The sequence below is a fragment of the Paracoccaceae bacterium genome (genome assembly GCA_033344815.1).
Classification (GTDB): Bacteria; Pseudomonadota; Alphaproteobacteria; order Rhodobacterales; family Rhodobacteraceae; genus Roseobacter.
Window position 1 is genome coordinate 3,740,468 of the sequence record JAWPMR010000001.1, and the last position, 17,457, is coordinate 3,757,924.

The 17,457-nt window shown below is 54.7% G+C and carries 24 protein-coding genes; 21 read left to right on the forward strand and 3 right to left on the reverse strand.

The genetic code is table 11. The annotated features are described in order from the left end of the window. The first annotated feature begins 58 nt into the window (after nt 1–58). The 14 genes from rpsL to rplP all read left to right on the forward strand — a co-directional run bounded on the left by rpsL (nt 59) and on the right by rplP (nt 10,620). Nucleotides 59–430 (forward strand): 30S ribosomal protein S12, encoded by a 372-nt coding sequence (rpsL, locus tag R8G34_17390; protein MDW3224627.1) that lies wholly within the window; start codon nt 59–61, stop codon nt 428–430. A 12-nt stretch (nt 431–442) separates the two neighbouring features. Next, nucleotides 443–913, forward strand: a complete 471-nt coding sequence (gene rpsG, locus R8G34_17395; protein ID MDW3224628.1) for a 30S ribosomal protein S7 — start codon at nt 443–445, stop codon at nt 911–913. A gap of 62 nt (nt 914–975) precedes the next feature. After that, nucleotides 976–3,096, forward strand: a complete 2,121-nt coding sequence (gene fusA, locus R8G34_17400) for an elongation factor G (GenBank protein ID MDW3224629.1) — start codon at nt 976–978, stop codon at nt 3,094–3,096. A 105-nt stretch (nt 3,097–3,201) separates the two neighbouring features. Next, nucleotides 3,202–4,377: an elongation factor Tu gene (gene tuf / locus R8G34_17405; GenBank protein MDW3224630.1), complete on the forward strand. Its 1,176-nt coding sequence runs from the start codon at nt 3,202–3,204 to the stop codon at nt 4,375–4,377. Between the two features lie 159 nt (nt 4,378–4,536). Continuing rightward, complete coding sequence (rpsJ, locus tag R8G34_17410) at nt 4,537–4,857, forward strand: 30S ribosomal protein S10 (protein ID MDW3224631.1); 321 nt, start codon at nt 4,537–4,539, stop codon at nt 4,855–4,857. A gap of 19 nt (nt 4,858–4,876) precedes the next feature. After that, nucleotides 4,877–5,737: a 50S ribosomal protein L3 gene (gene rplC / locus R8G34_17415; protein ID MDW3224632.1), complete on the forward strand. Its 861-nt coding sequence runs from the start codon at nt 4,877–4,879 to the stop codon at nt 5,735–5,737. Next, nucleotides 5,734–6,351, forward strand: coding sequence for a 50S ribosomal protein L4 (gene rplD / locus R8G34_17420; protein MDW3224633.1), 618 nt, complete (start codon nt 5,734–5,736; stop codon nt 6,349–6,351). The genes rplC and rplD overlap by 4 nt, the downstream gene beginning before the upstream one ends. Beyond that, on the forward strand, nt 6,348–6,644 hold the full coding sequence (locus tag R8G34_17425) for a 50S ribosomal protein L23 (GenBank protein ID MDW3224634.1): 297 nt from the start codon (nt 6,348–6,350) through the stop codon (nt 6,642–6,644). Before rplD ends, R8G34_17425 begins: the two co-directional genes overlap by 4 nt. Before the next feature lie 85 nt (nt 6,645–6,729). Next, nucleotides 6,730–7,710: an adenine phosphoribosyltransferase gene (locus R8G34_17430; protein ID MDW3224635.1), complete on the forward strand. Its 981-nt coding sequence runs from the start codon at nt 6,730–6,732 to the stop codon at nt 7,708–7,710. Nucleotides 7,711–7,984: 274 nt separating this feature from the next. Then, nucleotides 7,985–8,827, forward strand: a complete 843-nt coding sequence (gene rplB / locus R8G34_17435; protein MDW3224636.1) for a 50S ribosomal protein L2 — start codon at nt 7,985–7,987, stop codon at nt 8,825–8,827. 3 nt (nt 8,828–8,830) lie between these two features. Continuing rightward, complete coding sequence (gene rpsS, locus R8G34_17440) at nt 8,831–9,109, forward strand: 30S ribosomal protein S19 (GenBank protein ID MDW3224637.1); 279 nt, start codon at nt 8,831–8,833, stop codon at nt 9,107–9,109. Continuing rightward, nucleotides 9,106–9,486: a 50S ribosomal protein L22 gene (rplV, locus tag R8G34_17445; GenBank protein MDW3224638.1), complete on the forward strand. Its 381-nt coding sequence runs from the start codon at nt 9,106–9,108 to the stop codon at nt 9,484–9,486. Before rpsS ends, rplV begins: the two co-directional genes overlap by 4 nt. Next, on the forward strand, nt 9,486–10,193 hold the full coding sequence (rpsC, locus tag R8G34_17450; protein ID MDW3224639.1) for a 30S ribosomal protein S3: 708 nt from the start codon (nt 9,486–9,488) through the stop codon (nt 10,191–10,193). Before rplV ends, rpsC begins: the two co-directional genes overlap by 1 nt. 13 nt (nt 10,194–10,206) lie before the next feature. Further along, complete coding sequence (gene rplP, locus R8G34_17455; GenBank protein ID MDW3224640.1) at nt 10,207–10,620, forward strand: 50S ribosomal protein L16; 414 nt, start codon at nt 10,207–10,209, stop codon at nt 10,618–10,620. A 608-nt stretch (nt 10,621–11,228) separates the two neighbouring features. Here the strand turns inward: rplP and R8G34_17460 are convergent. After that, nucleotides 11,229–11,930: an alpha/beta fold hydrolase gene (locus R8G34_17460; protein MDW3224641.1), complete on the reverse strand. Its 702-nt coding sequence runs from the start codon at nt 11,928–11,930 to the stop codon at nt 11,229–11,231. A 95-nt stretch (nt 11,931–12,025) separates the two neighbouring features. Between R8G34_17460 and R8G34_17465 the strand changes: the two genes are divergently transcribed. Further along, nucleotides 12,026–12,892 (forward strand): LysR family transcriptional regulator, encoded by an 867-nt coding sequence (locus R8G34_17465; protein MDW3224642.1) that lies wholly within the window; start codon nt 12,026–12,028, stop codon nt 12,890–12,892. Between the two features lie 341 nt (nt 12,893–13,233). On the opposite strand, the gene R8G34_17470 is transcribed toward R8G34_17465, so the two are convergent. Then, the gene (locus R8G34_17470) at nt 13,234–13,812 is read right to left on the reverse strand and encodes a TetR/AcrR family transcriptional regulator (protein MDW3224643.1); all 579 of its coding nucleotides are present in this window, start codon (nt 13,810–13,812) and stop codon (nt 13,234–13,236) included. A gap of 161 nt (nt 13,813–13,973) precedes the next feature. Here R8G34_17470 and R8G34_17475 point away from each other — a divergent pair, with 161 nt between their 5' ends. The 3 genes from R8G34_17475 (at nt 13,974) to R8G34_17485 (ending at nt 15,743) form a co-directional block, all read left to right on the forward strand. Beyond that, a complete protein-coding gene (locus tag R8G34_17475; protein ID MDW3224644.1) occupies nt 13,974–14,756 on the forward strand; it encodes a YdhR family protein in 783 nt (260 codons plus the stop codon). Between the two features lie 25 nt (nt 14,757–14,781). Continuing rightward, nucleotides 14,782–15,252 carry a hypothetical protein gene (locus tag R8G34_17480; protein MDW3224645.1) on the forward strand — a complete coding sequence of 157 codons (471 nt, stop codon included), beginning with the start codon at nt 14,782–14,784 and terminating at the stop codon, nt 15,250–15,252. Nucleotides 15,253–15,314: 62 nt separating this feature from the next. Further along, nucleotides 15,315–15,743 carry a VOC family protein gene (locus tag R8G34_17485; protein MDW3224646.1) on the forward strand — a complete coding sequence of 143 codons (429 nt, stop codon included), beginning with the start codon at nt 15,315–15,317 and terminating at the stop codon, nt 15,741–15,743. Nucleotides 15,744–15,766: 23 nt separating this feature from the next. Here R8G34_17485 and R8G34_17490 read toward each other — a convergent pair whose 3' ends face one another. Continuing rightward, nucleotides 15,767–16,051 carry a helix-turn-helix domain-containing protein gene (locus R8G34_17490; protein MDW3224647.1) on the reverse strand — a complete coding sequence of 95 codons (285 nt, stop codon included), beginning with the start codon at nt 16,049–16,051 and terminating at the stop codon, nt 15,767–15,769. Between the two features lie 189 nt (nt 16,052–16,240). Between R8G34_17490 and R8G34_17495 the strand changes: the two genes are divergently transcribed. From R8G34_17495 to R8G34_17505, 3 genes are read left to right on the forward strand one after another with little or no spacing between them, the layout of a single operon-like run. After that, nucleotides 16,241–16,864, forward strand: a complete 624-nt coding sequence (locus R8G34_17495) for a glutathione S-transferase C-terminal domain-containing protein (GenBank protein MDW3224648.1) — start codon at nt 16,241–16,243, stop codon at nt 16,862–16,864. After that, nucleotides 16,861–17,235, forward strand: coding sequence for a nuclear transport factor 2 family protein (locus R8G34_17500; GenBank protein MDW3224649.1), 375 nt, complete (start codon nt 16,861–16,863; stop codon nt 17,233–17,235). Before R8G34_17495 ends, R8G34_17500 begins: the two co-directional genes overlap by 4 nt. 11 nt (nt 17,236–17,246) lie before the next feature. Beyond that, complete coding sequence (locus R8G34_17505; GenBank protein ID MDW3224650.1) at nt 17,247–17,453, forward strand: 4-oxalocrotonate tautomerase family protein; 207 nt, start codon at nt 17,247–17,249, stop codon at nt 17,451–17,453. Nucleotides 17,454–17,457: the final 4 nt, after the last annotated feature.

A 17,457-nucleotide genomic window follows, 5' to 3' on the forward strand; every position in this document is an offset into this window, starting at 1 on the left:
ACCGCATGGGGGGCGTCCTCGTGCACACACATGTGAGCAACACGGGGAAAGAACCGGAATGCCAACGATCCAACAGCTGATCCGCAAACCGCGGCAGCCAAAAATTAAACGCTCAAAGTCCATGCACTTGCAGGAATGCCCGCAAAAGCGTGGCGTTTGCACGCGTGTCTACACCACCACACCGAAAAAGCCGAACTCGGCGATGCGGAAAGTGGCCAAGGTCCGTCTGACCAATGGCTTTGAAGTCATCAGCTACATCCCGGGCGAAAGCCACAACCTTCAGGAGCACTCTGTGGTTCTGATCCGTGGCGGCCGTGTCAAAGACCTTCCCGGTGTCCGTTACCACATTCTGCGTGGTGTTCTGGATACCCAGGGCGTCAAAGACCGTAAACAACGTCGTTCGAAATACGGCGCGAAGCGTCCGAAGTAAGAGGAATAGAGTATGTCCCGTCGCCACGCAGCCGAAAAACGCGAAGTCCTTCCAGACGCCAAATATGGTGATCTGGTTCTGACAAAATTCATGAACAACCTGATGATCGACGGCAAAAAGTCGGTCGCAGAACGGATCGTTTACAGCGCGATGACTCGCGTTGAAACAAAGATCAAACGTGCACCCATCGAGGTTTTCCACGAAGCGCTGGAAAACATCCAGCCCTCCGTTGAAGTACGTTCACGCCGCGTTGGTGGCGCGACCTATCAGGTGCCCGTTGAAGTGCGCCCCGAGCGTCGCCAAGCGCTGGCAATCCGCTGGTTGATCAAAGCGGCACGTTCGCGCAACGAGAACACCATGGAAGAGCGTCTTGCAGGCGAGCTCATGGACGCTGTTCAATCGCGCGGCACCGCCGTCAAGAAACGCGAAGACACTCATAAAATGGCCGACGCTAACAAAGCATTCAGCCACTACCGCTGGTAAACCTGTCGCGCCCTCAATTGGGCGCGATAATCCGTTTATAGATACCTCAAGGAAGCAGCCCCATGGCACGCGACTACCCGCTCGACCGATACCGCAACTTTGGCATCATGGCCCATATTGATGCCGGTAAAACAACCTGTTCGGAACGCATCTTGTACTACACAGGGAAGTCCCACAACATCGGCGAGGTGCATGATGGCGCCGCGACTATGGATTGGATGGAGCAGGAGCAGGAGCGCGGCATCACGATCACATCCGCTGCGACAACAACTTTCTGGGAACGCACGGAAGACGGTGAAACGGCTGACACGCCCAAGCACCGCATGAACATCATCGACACGCCCGGTCACGTGGACTTCACGATTGAAGTTGAGCGTTCGTTGGCCGTTTTGGATGGTGCCGTTGCTGTTCTGGACGCCAACGCAGGTGTTGAGCCACAAACGGAAACCGTTTGGCGTCAGGCGGATCGCTATAAGGTGCCACGCATCGTTTTTGTTAACAAAATGGACAAGATTGGCGCTGATTTCTTTAACTGCGTGCACATGATCCAAGACCGTACAGGTGCGACACCCTGCCCGATCCAGATTCCGATTGGTTCCGAGACCGAACTCGAAGGGATGATCGACCTGGTCACCATGGAAGAATGGGTCTGGGAAGGCGAAGACCTTGGTGCAAGCTGGGTTAAAAAGCCAATCCGCGACAGCCTGAAGGCGCAGGCCGACGAATGGCGCGGTAAGATGATCGAAACCGCCGTCGAAATGGACGACGACGCGATGGAAGCATACTTGATGGACGGTGCAGAGCCGGACGTCCCGACGCTGCGTCGTTTGATCCGTGCTGGCACGCTGGAAATCAAATTCATTCCGGTTCTCTGCGGCTCTGCATTCAAGAACAAAGGCGTGCAGCCGCTGTTGAACGCTGTGATCGATTATCTTCCATCGCCGATGGATGTTGTGGATTACATGGGCTTCAAACCCGGTGATGAAACGGAAACACGTGACATCGCGCGCCGTGCGGATGACGCGATGGCGTTCTCGGCGCTGGCATTCAAAATCATGAATGACCCTTTTGTCGGGACCCTGACATTCACACGCATCTATTCGGGTGTGCTGAATAAAGGTGACACTCTTCTGAACTCGACCAAGGAGCGTAAAGAGCGCGTTGGCCGGATGATGATGATGCACTCGAATGATCGTGAAGAAATCACGGAAGCGTTTGCAGGTGACATTATCGCGTTGGCGGGTCTGAAAGACACAACAACCGGTGACACGCTCTGCGCGGTCAATGACCCTGTTGTTCTGGAAACGATGACATTCCCAGATCCGGTGATCGAGATTGCGGTCGAGCCCAAAACCAAGGCTGACCAAGAAAAGATGTCCACTGGTTTGGCCCGTTTGGCAGCTGAGGATCCTTCTTTCCGCGTGGAAACTGATCTCGAATCCGGTCAAACGATCATGAAGGGCATGGGCGAACTTCACCTCGATATTCTCGTGGATCGTCTCAAGCGTGAATTCAAGGTTGAAGCCAACATCGGTGCGCCGCAGGTAGCTTACCGTGAGACGGTCAGCCGCGAAGCCGAGATCGTTTACACACACAAGAAACAATCTGGTGGCTCAGGTCAGTTCGCCGAAGTCAAAATGATCATCACACCAACAGAGCCAGGCGAAGGGTATTCCTTTGAATCGCGCGTCGTCGGTGGTTCGGTGCCCAAGGAATACATTCCAGGTGTTGAAAAAGGGATCAAATCGGTCATGGACTCCGGTCCATTGGCGGGCTTCCCCGTGATCGACTTCAAAGTGGCCTTGATCGAGGGTAAATTCCACGACGTTGACTCCTCGGTGCTTGCGTTTGAAATCGCGGCTCGGATGGGTATGCGCGAAGGCATGAAAAAAGCCGGCGCGAAGATGCTCGAACCGATCATGAAAGTCGAAGTGGTCACGCCTGAGGAGTATACGGGCGGCATCATTGGCGACCTCACGTCGCGTCGCGGTCAGGTTCAAGGGCAGGACACACGCGGCAATGCAATTGCGATCGATGCATTCGTGCCGCTGGCAAACATGTTCGGCTACATCAACACCTTGCGGTCGATGTCGTCGGGTCGTGCCAACTTCACCATGCAGTTTGACCACTACGAGGCCGTGCCGCAAAATATCTCTGACGAGATTCAGGCCAAATTCGCTTAAATTGCGCTGCCCCTGCGGGGGCGTCGCATCACAAAGATCCGGCGGTTGACCGCCAATCGACACAATACGGGCGATCCGCCCGGCAGAACACCTAAGGAGGCCACCATGGCAAAGGCAAAGTTTGAACGTAATAAACCGCACGTAAACATTGGCACGATTGGTCACGTTGACCACGGCAAGACGACGTTGACGGCGGCGATCACGAAGTATTTTGGCGATTTTCAGGCCTATGACCAGATTGATGGTGCGCCCGAAGAGAAAGCCCGTGGCATCACGATTTCCACGGCACACGTGGAATATGAGACCGAAAACCGTCACTATGCCCACGTCGATTGCCCGGGCCATGCGGACTATGTGAAAAACATGATCACGGGTGCGGCGCAAATGGATGGTGCGATCCTGGTGGTGAACGCGGCTGACGGCCCGATGCCACAAACCCGCGAGCACATTCTGCTGGGTCGCCAGGTCGGCATCCCGACGATGGTTGTCTACATGAACAAAGTCGACCAGGTCGATGACGAAGAACTGCTGGAACTGGTTGAGATGGAAATCCGCGAGCTTCTGTCCAGCTACGAATATCCTGGTGACGACATTCCTGTGATCCCCGGCTCGGCGCTGGCGGCGATGGAAGGCAACAACCCTGAGATTGGTGAAGAATCCATCAAGAAGCTGATGGCGGCTGTGGATGAGTTCATCCCGACGCCGGAGCGTGCGATTGACCAGCCGTTCCTGATGCCTGTGGAAGACGTGTTCTCGATCTCCGGTCGCGGGACTGTTGTGACGGGCCGTGTTGAGCGTGGCGTGATCAACGTGGGTGACGAGATTGAAATCGTTGGCATCCGCGACACGGCGAAAACCACCTGCACGGGCGTTGAAATGTTCCGCAAACTGCTGGATCGTGGTGAAGCTGGTGATAACATCGGCGCATTGTTGCGCGGGATCGACCGTGAAGGCGTTGAGCGGGGACAGGTGCTGTGCAAGCCCGGTTCCGTGAAGCCCCACACCAAGTTTGAAGCCGAAGCCTATATCCTGACCAAGGATGAGGGTGGGCGTCACACGCCGTTCTTCGCAAACTACCGTCCGCAGTTTTACTTCCGCACAACGGATGTGACGGGCACGGTTCAGCTGGCAGAAGGCACCGAAATGGTGATGCCGGGCGACAACGTGTCCTTTGGTGTTGAGCTGATCGCGCCGATCGCCATGGAGCAGGGCCTGCGTTTCGCGATCCGCGAAGGCGGCCGCACCGTCGGCGCCGGCGTCGTCAGCAAAATCACAGAGTAAGGTTCCAACTTACTCTAGACAATCGGGGTGCCGGATCATATTCGGCACCCCAGCCATTTCGGGACTGGGTCCAGATAGGCAATCACGACGCGATGAAGGGGTGCGATGAGGCCTCTCTTCCTCTCCGTTTCAAGACCCGATTTAAGGGACAAGAAAACCATGGCAGTACAAAGCCAAAATATTCGCATTCGCCTGAAGGCGTTTGACTATCGTGTTCTGGACACGTCTACACAAGAGATCGTCAACACCGCCAAGCGGACCGGCGCATCTGTGCGCGGCCCGATCCCGTTGCCGAACAAGATTGAAAAATTCACCGTTCTGCGTGGACCCCACGTTGACAAGAAATCCCGTGACCAGTTTGAAATCCGCACGCACAAGCGCTTGCTGGATATCGTTGATCCGACCCCCCAGACTGTGGACGCGCTCATGAAGCTCGACCTGGCTGCTGGCGTGGACGTCGAGATCAAGCTGCAATCATAAGCCTCAGGAGGGTAATTTCATGTTGCGCTCAGGCGTTATTGCAAAAAAAGTCGGGATGACCCGGCTATTCATGGAAGACGGCAAACAGATCCCTGTGACCGTTCTTCAACTCGATAAACTTCAGGTCGTTGCCCAGCGTACCTCTGAGAAGGACGGCTATTCCGCTGTTCAACTTGGTGCCGGTTCGGCCAGAGCCAAGCGGACATCGCAAGCCATGCGCGGTCACTTTGCAGCCGCAAAGGTCGAACCAAAGCGCAAGGTTGCTGAATTCCGTGTGGATGCCGAGAACCTGATCGGTGTGGGTGAAGAAATCACCGCGAACCACTACTTTGAAGGTCAGTTCGTCGACGTTGCGGGTACCTCCATCGGTAAGGGTTTTGCCGGTGCGATGAAGCGCCACAATTTCGGTGGTCTGCGTGCCACACACGGTGTGTCGATTTCCCACCGTTCGCACGGCTCCACAGGCCAGTGTCAGGATCCCGGTAAGGTTTTCAAAGGCAAGAAAATGGCTGGTCATATGGGTGCGGCCCGCGTCACCACGCAAAACCTTCAGGTTGTGCGCACAGATGCGGATCGTGGCTTGATCATGGTCAAAGGCGCTGTTCCGGGTTCCAAAGGTGGATGGGTTACTGTCAAGGATGCGGTCAAAAAACCGTTCCCTGAGAATGCCATTTTGCCAGCCGCTCTGAAATCCGCCGCTGCTGAAGCTGAAAAAGCCGCTGAAGAAGCCGCCGCCGCTGCTGCCGCTGAGGCAGAAGCCGCCGCAGCCGCCGCCGCCGCAGAAGAGCAAGCTGCAATGGAAGCCGCTGAAGCCGCTGAAGCCAAAACCGATACGGTTGCTGAAGCGGAAGCTGCAGAAAAGAAAGAAGGTGACGCATGAAACTCGATGTCATCAAAATGGACGGCGGAACGGCCGGTTCTGTCGATTTGGACGAAGCTCTGTTCGGCCTTGAACCGCGTGCAGACATTCTGCACCGCGTCGTGCGCTGGCAGCGAAATAACGCGCAGGCGGGCACGCACAAGGTCAAAACCCGGATGGAAGTCAGCTATTCCACCAAGAAGATCTATCGCCAGAAAGGCACCGGCGGCGCACGCCACGGCGCGCGTTCTGCTCCGATCTTCCGTGGGGGTGGTGTTTACAAGGGTCCAACCCCGCGTAGCCACGGTCATGAGTTGACCAAGAAGTTCCGCAAACTGGGTCTTTGCCATGCGCTTTCTGCCAAGATGAAAGCGGGCGAGTTGGTTATCATCGATGACGCGACATCTGATGGGAAGACCGCTGCTCTGGCCAAACAGGTGAAAAACCTTGGCTGGAAACGCGCGCTGATCATCGACGGGGCCTCCGTCAACGAAGACTTCGCCCAAGCCGCGCGCAACATTGAAGGTCTGGATATCCTGCCGACAATGGGCGCAAACGTATATGACATCCTCAAGCGTGACACTCTGGTGATCACAAAAGCAGGTGTCGAAGCTCTGGAGGCTCGTTTGAAATGAACGCCAAAGCAGAACATTACGATGTGATCCGCAAGCCGATCATCACCGAGAAGGCCACCATGTCGTCCGAGAACGGCGCGGTTGTTTTCGAAGTGGCGATCGACAGCAACAAACCGCAGATCAAGGAAGCCGTTGAGGCGCTCTTTGGTGTGAAGGTTAAAGCCGTCAACACCACGATCACAAAAGGTAAATCCAAGCGTTTCCGGGGCCAGCTTGGCCGTCGCAAAGACGTAAAGAAGGCCTATGTGACGCTGGAAGCCGGCAACACGATTGACGTGTCAACTGGTCTTTAAATTGCAAACTAAATGCATTTGAACCCCGGTTTTGAAAAGAATCGGGGTTTTTTTTATTAAGATGCCAGCATAAGCAGGGTTTTCAATGGGTCGCTTGGATGAACTCCGCAGATTTGTAACAAAAGACGCCCTTGGAATAGAGGTTGCACCGTATTTTAATCCTACGGTATCCAAAGCTGACGGTTACAATGTTCTTATCGTTGACGTTTTCGACACGGACAAGCTTCGTGGAAACGCGCGTGGTGATCCGAATATACCAGATGATAGAATCACGGAGATCGAGGAAGTTGACTTGGTTTCCGATGCTTCTCAATTGCTGGACATTGTAAGATCGAAAGATCTGTGTTCCAAAGTAGACTACATCGTTTCTTCTCACAATTTCGAGCATTTGCCCGACCCGATTTCCTTTTTGCAAGGCTGTTCAGAAGCATTGGTGCCGGGCGGTGTGCTTACGATGGCAATTCCGGACTGTAGGGCTTGTTTCGATCATTTCAGGATGCCCACCCGCCTATCTGACTGGTTGAGCGCCTATCACCGTGGTTTAACCCAACCATCACCCGAAAATTTGTTTGACCACGCTTCGAACCACGCACCGCATTCCCTTGAGGTAAATCGCTTTATACCTGTTCGAAACCTGAAGGCGGCGTATGATCAGTATTTATCTGATATTGATGAGCCGGGATCTTATCGCGATACCCATTGCAGCGTCGTTTTTGGCGAGAGCTTCGAGTTGATGGTCAGGGATTTGAAATATCTCGGGCTGATTGATCTTGAGGTGGTAGAGATTTCGCCATCAATGGGCATAGAATTTTTTGCACATTTGAGAAAGCCTGATGCCAAGGCGAACAACAGGCCCGCAGATCAAAGTGAGGAAGTTTTTTTTGCTAAGAGGCTCGATCTCATGAGACAGACAAATTTTTATGGGGGTTCGAAGCATGGCGCAAAAGGGCCTGAAAACAGACGTGCAAAACGATTGGCACGTAAAATTCTGGGCCCGGCGCTGATGCAAAATCTGAGTGACCTGAACGCGCGTCGTAGGGCAAAACGAAAGTCCTCTTCAAAGTAGATATTTTGTATCCGTCAGCAGCAAACGCGCCACCGGCGATGTTTGCAGGGTCCGCGTGGGAAAACCACGCGACGTCGACCTTTTGTCACTATGGGTGCTTGACCTGTGCCCCGGTCTTTAATAGGTGAACTCATCGGCAAGACCCCGGATTCGTCCGGGGTTTGTCTTTTGGTCGAAAGACCCTCTAAATCGGGCACCTACGGGGGCCTTCATACCATAGGCGGGATCACCCTTTATCGGGCCTCGCCGCACAGCAAAACGGAAGACAGACAACATGGCACTCAAGTCGTATAAACCGACGACGCCGGGCCAGCGTGGGCTGGTACTGATCGACCGTTCGGAGCTCTGGAAAGGCCGCCCGGTCAAAGCCCTTACACAAGGCTTGACCAAAAGCGGCGGACGGAACAATACCGGACGGATCACGATGCGCCGCACAGGCGGCGGGGCCAAGCGCCTCTACCGGATCGTTGACTTCAAGCGGAACAAAATGGATGTGGCGGCAACCGTCGAACGCATCGAATATGACCCTAACCGCACAGCCTTTATCGCCCTCGTAAAATACGAAGATGGCGAGCAGGCGTATATCCTGGCACCGCAGCGTCTGGCGGTTGGTGATACGGTGGTTGCGTCGCAAAAAGCGGACATCAAACCCGGAAACGCGATGCCTTTCTCGGGCATGCCCATCGGGACAATTGTGCACAACATCGAGATGAAGCCTGGCAAAGGGGGGCAGATCGCCCGTGCCGCCGGTACCTACGCTCAGTTCGTGGGCCGTGATGGTGGTTACGCACAGATCCGCCTGAGTTCTGGCGAGCTGCGTCTGGTGCGTCAGGAATGCATGGCCACCGTTGGTGCCGTGTCCAACCCCGACAACTCCAACCAGAACTACGGTAAAGCGGGCCGCATGCGCCACAAGGGCATCCGCCCTTCGGTACGTGGTGTTGTGATGAACCCGATCGATCACCCGCATGGTGGTGGTGAAGGCCGGACCTCTGGTGGTCGTCATCCGGTTACGCCTTGGGGCAAGCCGACAAAGGGTGCAAAAACCCGGAACAAGAAAAAAGCGTCAAGCAAGCTCATTCTGCGCTCGCGCCACGCCAAGAAGAAGGGGCGTTAATTCATGTCTCGTTCAGTATGGAAAGGTCCTTTTGTCGACAGCTATGTGTTGAAAAAGGCCGAAGCGTCCCGCGAGAGCGGTCGCAACGAAGTGATCAAGATCTGGTCGCGCCGCTCGACAATCCTGCCACAGTTTGTTGGCCTGACGTTCGGTGTGTACAACGGTCACAAGCACATCCCGGTCAATGTCTCCGAGGAGATGATTGGTCAGAAATTTGGGGAATATTCGCCCACGCGGACCTATTACGGTCACGCCGCTGACAAGAAGGCGAAACGCAAATGAGCAAGGATAAGAATCCCCGCCGCGTGGCAGATAACGAAGCACGCGCAAAACTGCGCATGCTGCGGACGAGCCCGCAAAAACTGAACCTCGTCGCCGCGATGATCCGTGGCAAGAAAGTGGACAAGGCCCTGACGGACCTTACGTTCTCTAAAAAGCGGATCGCGCTGGATGTGAAGAAATGCCTTCAGTCCGCAATTGCCAACGGCGAAAACAATCACAACCTGGACGTGGACGAACTGGTCGTGTCCGAGGCCTATGTGGGCAAGAACATGACCATGAAACGCGGTCGCCCGCGGGCCCGTGGCCGGTTCGGCAAGATCATCAAGCCATTCTCGGAAATCACGATCGTCGTACGCCAAGTTGAGGAGCAAGCCTAATGGGTAATAAAGTCAATCCGATTGGCATGCGCCTGCAGGTGAACCGCACCTGGGACAGCCGCTGGTATGCCGACACAAAAGAATATGGTGATCTTCTGCTGGAAGATCTGCGTATTCGTGAGTTCATCAAGAAAGAATGTCATCAGGCCGGCGTGGCCCGTGTGATCATCGAGCGTCCGCACAAGAAGTGCCGCGTCACGATCCACACCGCCCGCCCCGGTGTCATCATCGGCAAGAAAGGGGCGGACATTGAAGGTCTGCGCCAGAAGATCGCCAAGATGACCGACAGCGAGTTGCACCTCAACATCGTCGAAGTGCGCAAGCCTGAGCTGGATGCGGCCCTGGTCGGTGAGAGCATTGCACAGCAGCTGGAGCGCCGGGTGTCTTTCCGCCGCGCCATGAAGCGTGCGGTCCAGAACGCCATGCGTATGGGCGCCTTGGGCATTCGTGTGAATGTTGCGGGCCGTCTGGGCGGCGCTGAAATCGCGCGGACCGAATGGTATCGTGAAGGCCGGGTGCCTTTGCACACACTGCGCGCCGACATTGATTACGCACATGTGGAAGCGGCGACGGCCTATGGCATCATCGGGATCAAGACCTGGATCTTCAAAGGTGAGATCATGGAGCACGATCCGGCTGCACGCGACCGTAAAGCACAGGAACTCCAGGATGGCCCTGCACCGCGTGGTGCTGGCGGTCGTCGCTAAGGGGGAATGACAGATGCTACAACCAAAACGCACGAAATTCCGCAAACAGTTCAAAGGCTCGATCAAGGGTCTGGCGAAGGGCGGGTCTGACCTGAACTTCGGCACCTACGGCCTCAAGGCCATTGAACCTGAGCGGGTTACAGCACGTCAAATCGAGGCGGCACGCCGCGCGATGACGCGTCACATGAAACGTCAGGGCCGCGTCTGGATCCGGATCTTTCCGGATGTGCCGGTCACAGCCAAGCCCATCGAAGTTCGGATGGGTAAAGGTAAGGGCTCGGTCGACCGTTGGGCGGCCAAGGTCAAGCCGGGTCGTGTGATGTTCGAAATCGACGGCGTGAACGATGACGTCGCACGTGAGGCGCTGCGCCTTGCAGCGATGAAATTGCCGATCAAAACACGCGTTGTTGTCCGGGAAGACTGGTGACCGTCGCGCTGTAGCGCGACGCGTGTGGTGTGAGCCGGGTTTTCGCAGAAAACCTGCGGGGCCGCACTCCGGTAGAATTACAGAGCCTCCAGTGAGAGATCACTGGGGGCTTGTTTTTTATTTCGAGTGTCTGCTTGGGGCCCAATTTGACCAATGCTGCGCCTTGCATGAAAATCTGCTGTAGCGATGCACAGGAAGACCCCGAACAGAAGTGCGTGGTCTGCGCTAAAAACATTAACATTTGCGGTTAGGCGCACCCACTGCATGATCTGATTGTCGTCAAAGTGCCAGCCTTCGCCTGTCGCTCCTGCAATGAGAAGTTGGCACACATGCGGGGCAATGTATGACACACGGGCCGCGATACGCTCCTCATCGAAGTCTGGTGTGTCTTCGCCCCAGTAGTGGGTCAGGATAAGAACCCAGATTGGATCATGTGCCGTCGTTGTTCATCCAATCTGCTTCAGGGGCTTCGCGCGAAAAAATTTTGCGGCCAGATCAGTCACGGTTGTTGCTTCGTCTTCCATCAAGAAGTGACCGGCATCAGGCACGATATGTAGGTCCGAACCGGGGATCTCTGCATGAAGCTTGTGCGCCCAGTCTATGACCTGCTATGCGTCTTTCTCGCCCCAGATGATCTGCATCGTAGGCTCGCCGAGTCTGGTTAGATTGTCTTTGATTGCCACCGTGTGCTTGGCATCGTAATGGCTGATCTGACGCTGAAACAGGCTCGCCTGTCCCACAGGGCCAGAAATGTATCCCAGAAAAACCTTCAGCGCATCTGCGTCGAACGGTTCTTTGTTCTCAACCGTTGTGAGAAGCCACTCGCAAAAATTATCACGGTGTTCCTGATCCGTCTTCCCGATAAGCGCTTCGAGCCCGTCGGATATCTGCTGTTTGGTGCCTGCCGAAGGCCAGCTGTCAAACTTGCAGCTGTCCAGAACGGTCAGGGTTTCCGCTTGATCGGGATGAAGCAAATCGAATCTCAACCCGACAGAACCGCCGATGTCGTGGGCAACAATGTAAGCCGTGTCCAATCCCCATTCGTCAAAAAGCCAGTGCAGGATAGGCACCTGTCCCGACACAGATGTGTCGACGGACTGGTCCCAAGGACGCTCAGACAGGCCAAAGCCAAGGAGGTCGAAAAGGTGAACCTTGTATCCCGCATCGACCAGCTTTGGATACACGTTCCGCCAGATATAGGATGATGACGGCGTGCCGTGAACGAGCACAACGGGTTCGCCTGTCCCATGGGTGCCATGGGCCACACGGTAGCCATTCATGAGTGTGTCGTCGGGGACGATTGAACGCACGATAATTCTCCAAACTGTTTGACCAATGATGGGCCACCTGGCTACATGACGAAAATAAATGAGGGTTATAATACAATCTAAATTTGTCATGTGAGGTGCTATGGGGGGTTCAAGTTGAGGTCGCCGATATGCGGGCTTTGCGCGCTGTGTTGGAAAACGAGGGCGTCACGAAGGCCGCGCAGGCGCTGAAGCTTTCGCAGTCCGCCGTCAGTCACAAGATCAAGCGGCTTGAAGTGAGCTTGGGCAAGGTGCTACTGAACCGCGCGACGGGTGGCGGGGCTGTAACTGATGATGGTCGTCGCCTTTATGAATACGCCTGCCGTATCCTCAGCTTGCACGACGCAGCAGTCAGCAGTCTCGTCAAAGAAGATCTGGTCGGCGAGATCAGACTCGGGTTCACCGAGGATATGATCACATCAGGCTTGGGAAATCTGATGGGTCGGTTTGCGCGCAAATATCCCGATGTGCAACTGAAAACGGTTGTAGAACAGAGCCGCACCATCGACGCGATGCTGGTGAGCGGCAACTTGGATATCGGTGTGGTGCAGGTGTTTGTGAGTGACGTGCAGAAGATCGACGTAATCGTAAAAAAGGATACACTGGTTTGGATCGGTCCACAGGATCATGATCTTTCAAAACACAGCCATCTGCCTTTCATCGCTTTTGACCAGAATTGTTTCTACTGCCACTGGCTGGAAACCTGCACATCTGATCTGGGGCGTCCGCTGCGCGTGGTTATGGAGTGTGCGAGTTTTGCTGGGATCATCGAGGCCGTCAGAGCAGCGCTTGGGTATGCTTTGGTGTCGAAATCCCGCGTTTTTTATGGCGTGGTAGAAGTCACTATAGGTATCGAGCCGCCTACACAGGTCGCTCATGTTGTGAGGTCGCAAATGCAGGTCCTTGGCAAGCCAGCGCGAATGCTGGTTAAGGAGCTGAAAAACGAATTTACAGACTGTCGCTAATATTTCTCAAAAATAGGAAATCAAACGAATGCGCTGAATTGAATCACAGCTAACTGCCACCCTCGCTTCGATCATCTATCAGTCACCGCTAGGCCAAAGTGACTGTCAACAATCTAACATTTGTACCTCGCGCAGCACCCGCTCTTAGGGCTCTTTGCGGTCCAATGCGTTCCCATATGTCACGACACAAACGCGCGTATCGCATTTTTTAAACCCTCAGGGATAACCTTGGCCCAATTTGGTTAGAGCTTAAAGGTTGATGCGGACACACTAATGAATAACAAAAAGAGACTATTTGGTGCGGCGTTCAGACGTCATGGAACGGTAAAATCTGGTAACATCTAGACAGTTGGGAAACCGACAGCTCCAAGAGCTACGGCCTTGCTGGCACGCTCAATTTCTTCAGCGGCAGGCCCCGCTCCTACGGCGCGCGCCAGTGTAAGCCCGCCAATGAGCGCCGAAAGGAACGCCCATGCCTTTGTTTCTTGTCCACTATCAGACACATCCCTGGGAAGGTTTTTCGCAATTTCTTCGACAATGCGGTTCATCATTGCAGCGTATTCGGTTTGAACCTCCACATCTGCCCTAATCACTTCAGGTGTCAGACTGGTCATCGCACACCCCCCCTCAAGATCGAGCCGATGACCCTGTCCGAGATAGTAATCTGCAAAAGCCACAGGCCATTGGTCACCGTGGGTCTCGCGGTACTTAGGCAGTTCGACAAGAACCTCTTCCAATCCTGCGACAAGAGCCGCGTGGAAAGCATCATTCTTGGATTTCAGATGTGAATAGAATGCACCGGATGTAACACCCGCATCTTTCGCAATTGAGTCGACCCCAATCCCGGCATAGCCCTCCTTTCGAAAAGCTCTCCCCGATGATTCTAGCAATTTGGCTTTGGTTTCTTCAGACTTTTTCATAAGTATTTTCAAATTTTTAACCACTAATATAACGAACGTTATATTTTTTGATTGACGGTATATATCTGCCGCGTTAGCAATATATAGGGATCGTTATATTTTGGTATGGACCCCAAGACAACCACCAAGGCAGGTGCCGCTATTCGCAAGGAGATAAAGACATGGCTTCACGTGTGCCCCGGCATGCGCCCGGCAATGCTGAGCCACTTTCACGGCGCAGATTTACCGCAGGACTGGCGGCCATTCCCATCGCGGTATTGGGGCTTTCGACGCCCACCCCCGCGCAGACTCAACAAAAGGACTACCGATCAATGACTGCCAACGCCTTCGTTTATACAGAATTACAAGCTTCCGTACCTTTCGTGGACGTCCCCTGGCAAAAGCTGAATGCTGCCATTGCCGCCCAACCCGGATTTATAGACAAAACATGGTTCTCCGGACTGGGCAACAACTCGGTTGGCGGGCTTTACGGTTTTTCCAGTGTCGAAGATGCCTTGCTGTATTGCACGGATTTTTTCCCGGCACTGGCCCGTGATCTTGGCGTGGCCCAAACCACCCGCGTCTTTGACAATCAGGCAACCGCTGAGGCCAGTGCAGACATGAGCGCACCCCATTTCGGTGGACAGGTCACAACTGAGCCGGGCGCCTTTGTCTACACCGAAGTGCAGGTCGCCGTTCCGTTTGATAAGGCACCCTGGCGCGACCGCAATCCGGTTTTGCGCGCGCAAACCGGTCTGCTGTCCAAAATCTGGCTGAGCGGTCACAACACAAACACGCTGGGCGGAGTGGACGCCTTCGACACCGTCAAAAACGCGTTGAACTTTGCCATCAATGAATTCCCAAAAACAGCGACCGCGCTGAACGCTGCTTTCTACACACGCGTCTTTGACGCCCGTGTCACCGAGGACGCAAGCCGCGGCCTCAACTCTCCCTATTACCTCTAATCCCCCACAACTGAACGGAAACAAAATGAAATCGAACTCTTTTTCTGGTGCGATTATGGCGCTTGCGATGTCGTCGACGGCCGCCATGGCCGCCGATTGCTTTCAAATGGGTGGCGTTGCTATCCCCAACTTCTTTGGCGAAGGTGACGGCCAGCCTACGATCATCTCAGCTGCTTTGACCGGCACTGTTCAAAATGCAGCTGGCAAGATCACAGCCACGCGGGAGACCGAGACAGGCCTTGAGATGGACATGGAACACTATTTTGGTCGTGATGACGGCGGGGCGTTTCAAACAAAGGATCTGGGCATTCTGACAGCGGTACCAGGCAAGCCAGGTCGCTTTATGATCGAGATTACCTACGACATTCAGCCAGACGTCACGCGCGGCACAATGAAGGGCTATTCAGGGCAATTCAATAGCTACGGCCTTGTCGATTTGCGCGACACTGACAACCTTATCGGGTTGGTCCGCTACCAAGGTGAAATCTGCCGCTAAATGTACATTCTGGGGGCGGATAATGTCTGTCTCCAGTCCTTCCGGCCGTTCAGGTGCACAATATGAGCACTGACCTTCAATCCACAAACACCCCAAACGCGATCCTCTATACAATGGTGCGCGTTCAAGACTTTGGTCTGTCTCTGCAGTTTTACCGTGACGCTCTCGGGATGCGAGAAGTGCAGCGTGAGACGTTTACGGATGCGAAATTTGCGCTGGTTTTTGTCGGATATGCCGACAGCGACGCGTTGATTGAGTTGACCTTCAACTGGGGTGAGAACACATATTCCCACGGTACCGGGTACGGGCATATCGCGTTGGAAGTCCAAGACATCGCGCGCGTGGTCAGTTACCTTGCCGAGCGTGGCGTTGAAATTGCCAGGGCGCCTGGCCCGATGAAGATGGCACCGGATGGAACGACCGAGCGCGAGATCATTGCATTTGTAATGGACCCGGATGGCTACCGGATCGAATTGATCCAAGCCCTATAAATCTCATGTCACGGCGCAGGTATTCATCCTTCGTCGCGCATCTTGAGGCGGTGGCCAACCTTCACGATCGCCTCGAGGGCTGGCACAAGTTCACCGCCCAGATCGGTCAGGGCATATTCAACGGATGGGGGCGAGGTTGGTTGCACGTTGCGCAACAGCACACCGCGCTGCTCCAGCTCGGTCAAGCGGGCAGACAGGACCTTGGCCGAGATCGGCGGAATGTCGGTTCGCAATTCGTTAAAACGGCGCGGGCCGGCACGCAGTGACCAGATCACGTTGGCCGCCCACGCGCCAGAAATCACTGCCATGCAATGCGTCAGCATACAGGGCTGCGGCGGGGTGGGGCTTTGGTTCTTGCGAACTTTGAGGGGCATATCAGGTGACTAGGTTTCCATTGGGTAACTGGATTATTGGGTATCTTGAAGAAACCTAGTTGTCAACGGTTATCGATCGCGTCATCTCTTGGCTACCACCCCAACCAACTGGAGCTACGACAGATGAAACTTCACTACAAACCCGGTGCGTGTTCAATGGCATCGCACATCATTCTGAATGAACTTGGCGTCTCGTTTGACCTCGACAAGACCGATACCAATTCGGGCAAAACCGAAGCGGGAGATGATTTTCGCAAGATCAGCCCGAACGGTTATGTTCCCGCGCTTGTCACCAATGACGGTGATATCATAACTGAAAACCCTGCCGTGCTTCAGTACCTGGCGGATCAGTCACCTGATGCCGGGCTTGCGCCGCCGAATGGCACCCTGGCGCGCACACGGCTTCAGGAAATGCTCAACTTCTTGTCGTCAGAACTGCACACATCATTTAGCCCGTTTTTCTCGGGCGTTGAATTGGATGATGCGGCCCGCAAAAAGGCAGAAGCTGGTGTTGGTCGCCGCGCCGCGCATATCGAGAGTAGCCTCGCAGACGGTCGCGCCTTTCTGCTCGGCGATACATTCACCGTCGCGGACGCCTATGCATTTGTCGTGCTGAATTGGGCGGGTTTCGTCGGGGTCAGCCTTGACGCGCATCCGAAAACCCAAAGCTACGTGGCCCGTATCGCCGCGCGCCCTGCCTCGATCAAGGCGATGATTGCCGAGGGCCTGATGGAGCAAGCGGCATGACCGATTTCGCCGCAGTAACCGATGTGTTGGGGACTTATTTTGACGGTCTCTACCACGCTGATACCGAAAGGCTGGCCATCGTCTTTCACCCGAAAGCGATTTACGCAACGGCGGACAAGGTACCGCTGCTTTATCGCACGATGGATGAATATTTCCACGTGGTGGCAAAGCGTATGTCTCCGGCGTCGTGCGGTGAACCCCGGCGTGATGTGATCGAATCCATCGAGTTCGCAGGTAAAAACACGGCCTTTGCCCGCGTGCGGTGCTCCATCGGCACCAAGGATTTCATCGACTTCCTGACCCTTGTACGCACCGATGGGGCATGGCGGATCATGGCCAAAATCTTCCAAATCACTGAACGCGATATCTGAAAGGAAACGATATGCCTTACATAAACATCAAGGTGACACGCGAGGACGTCACCCCTGATCAGAAAGCCGCGTTGATCAGGGGCGTTACTGATTTGCTGGTTCAGGTGCTCGACAAAAGCCCATCGACAACTTTTGTCGTCATCGATGAAGTTGCGCTTGAAGATTGGCGGATTGGTGGTCTGCCGGTCGAACAATACAGACGCGAAGCGGCGGGGTAAATAA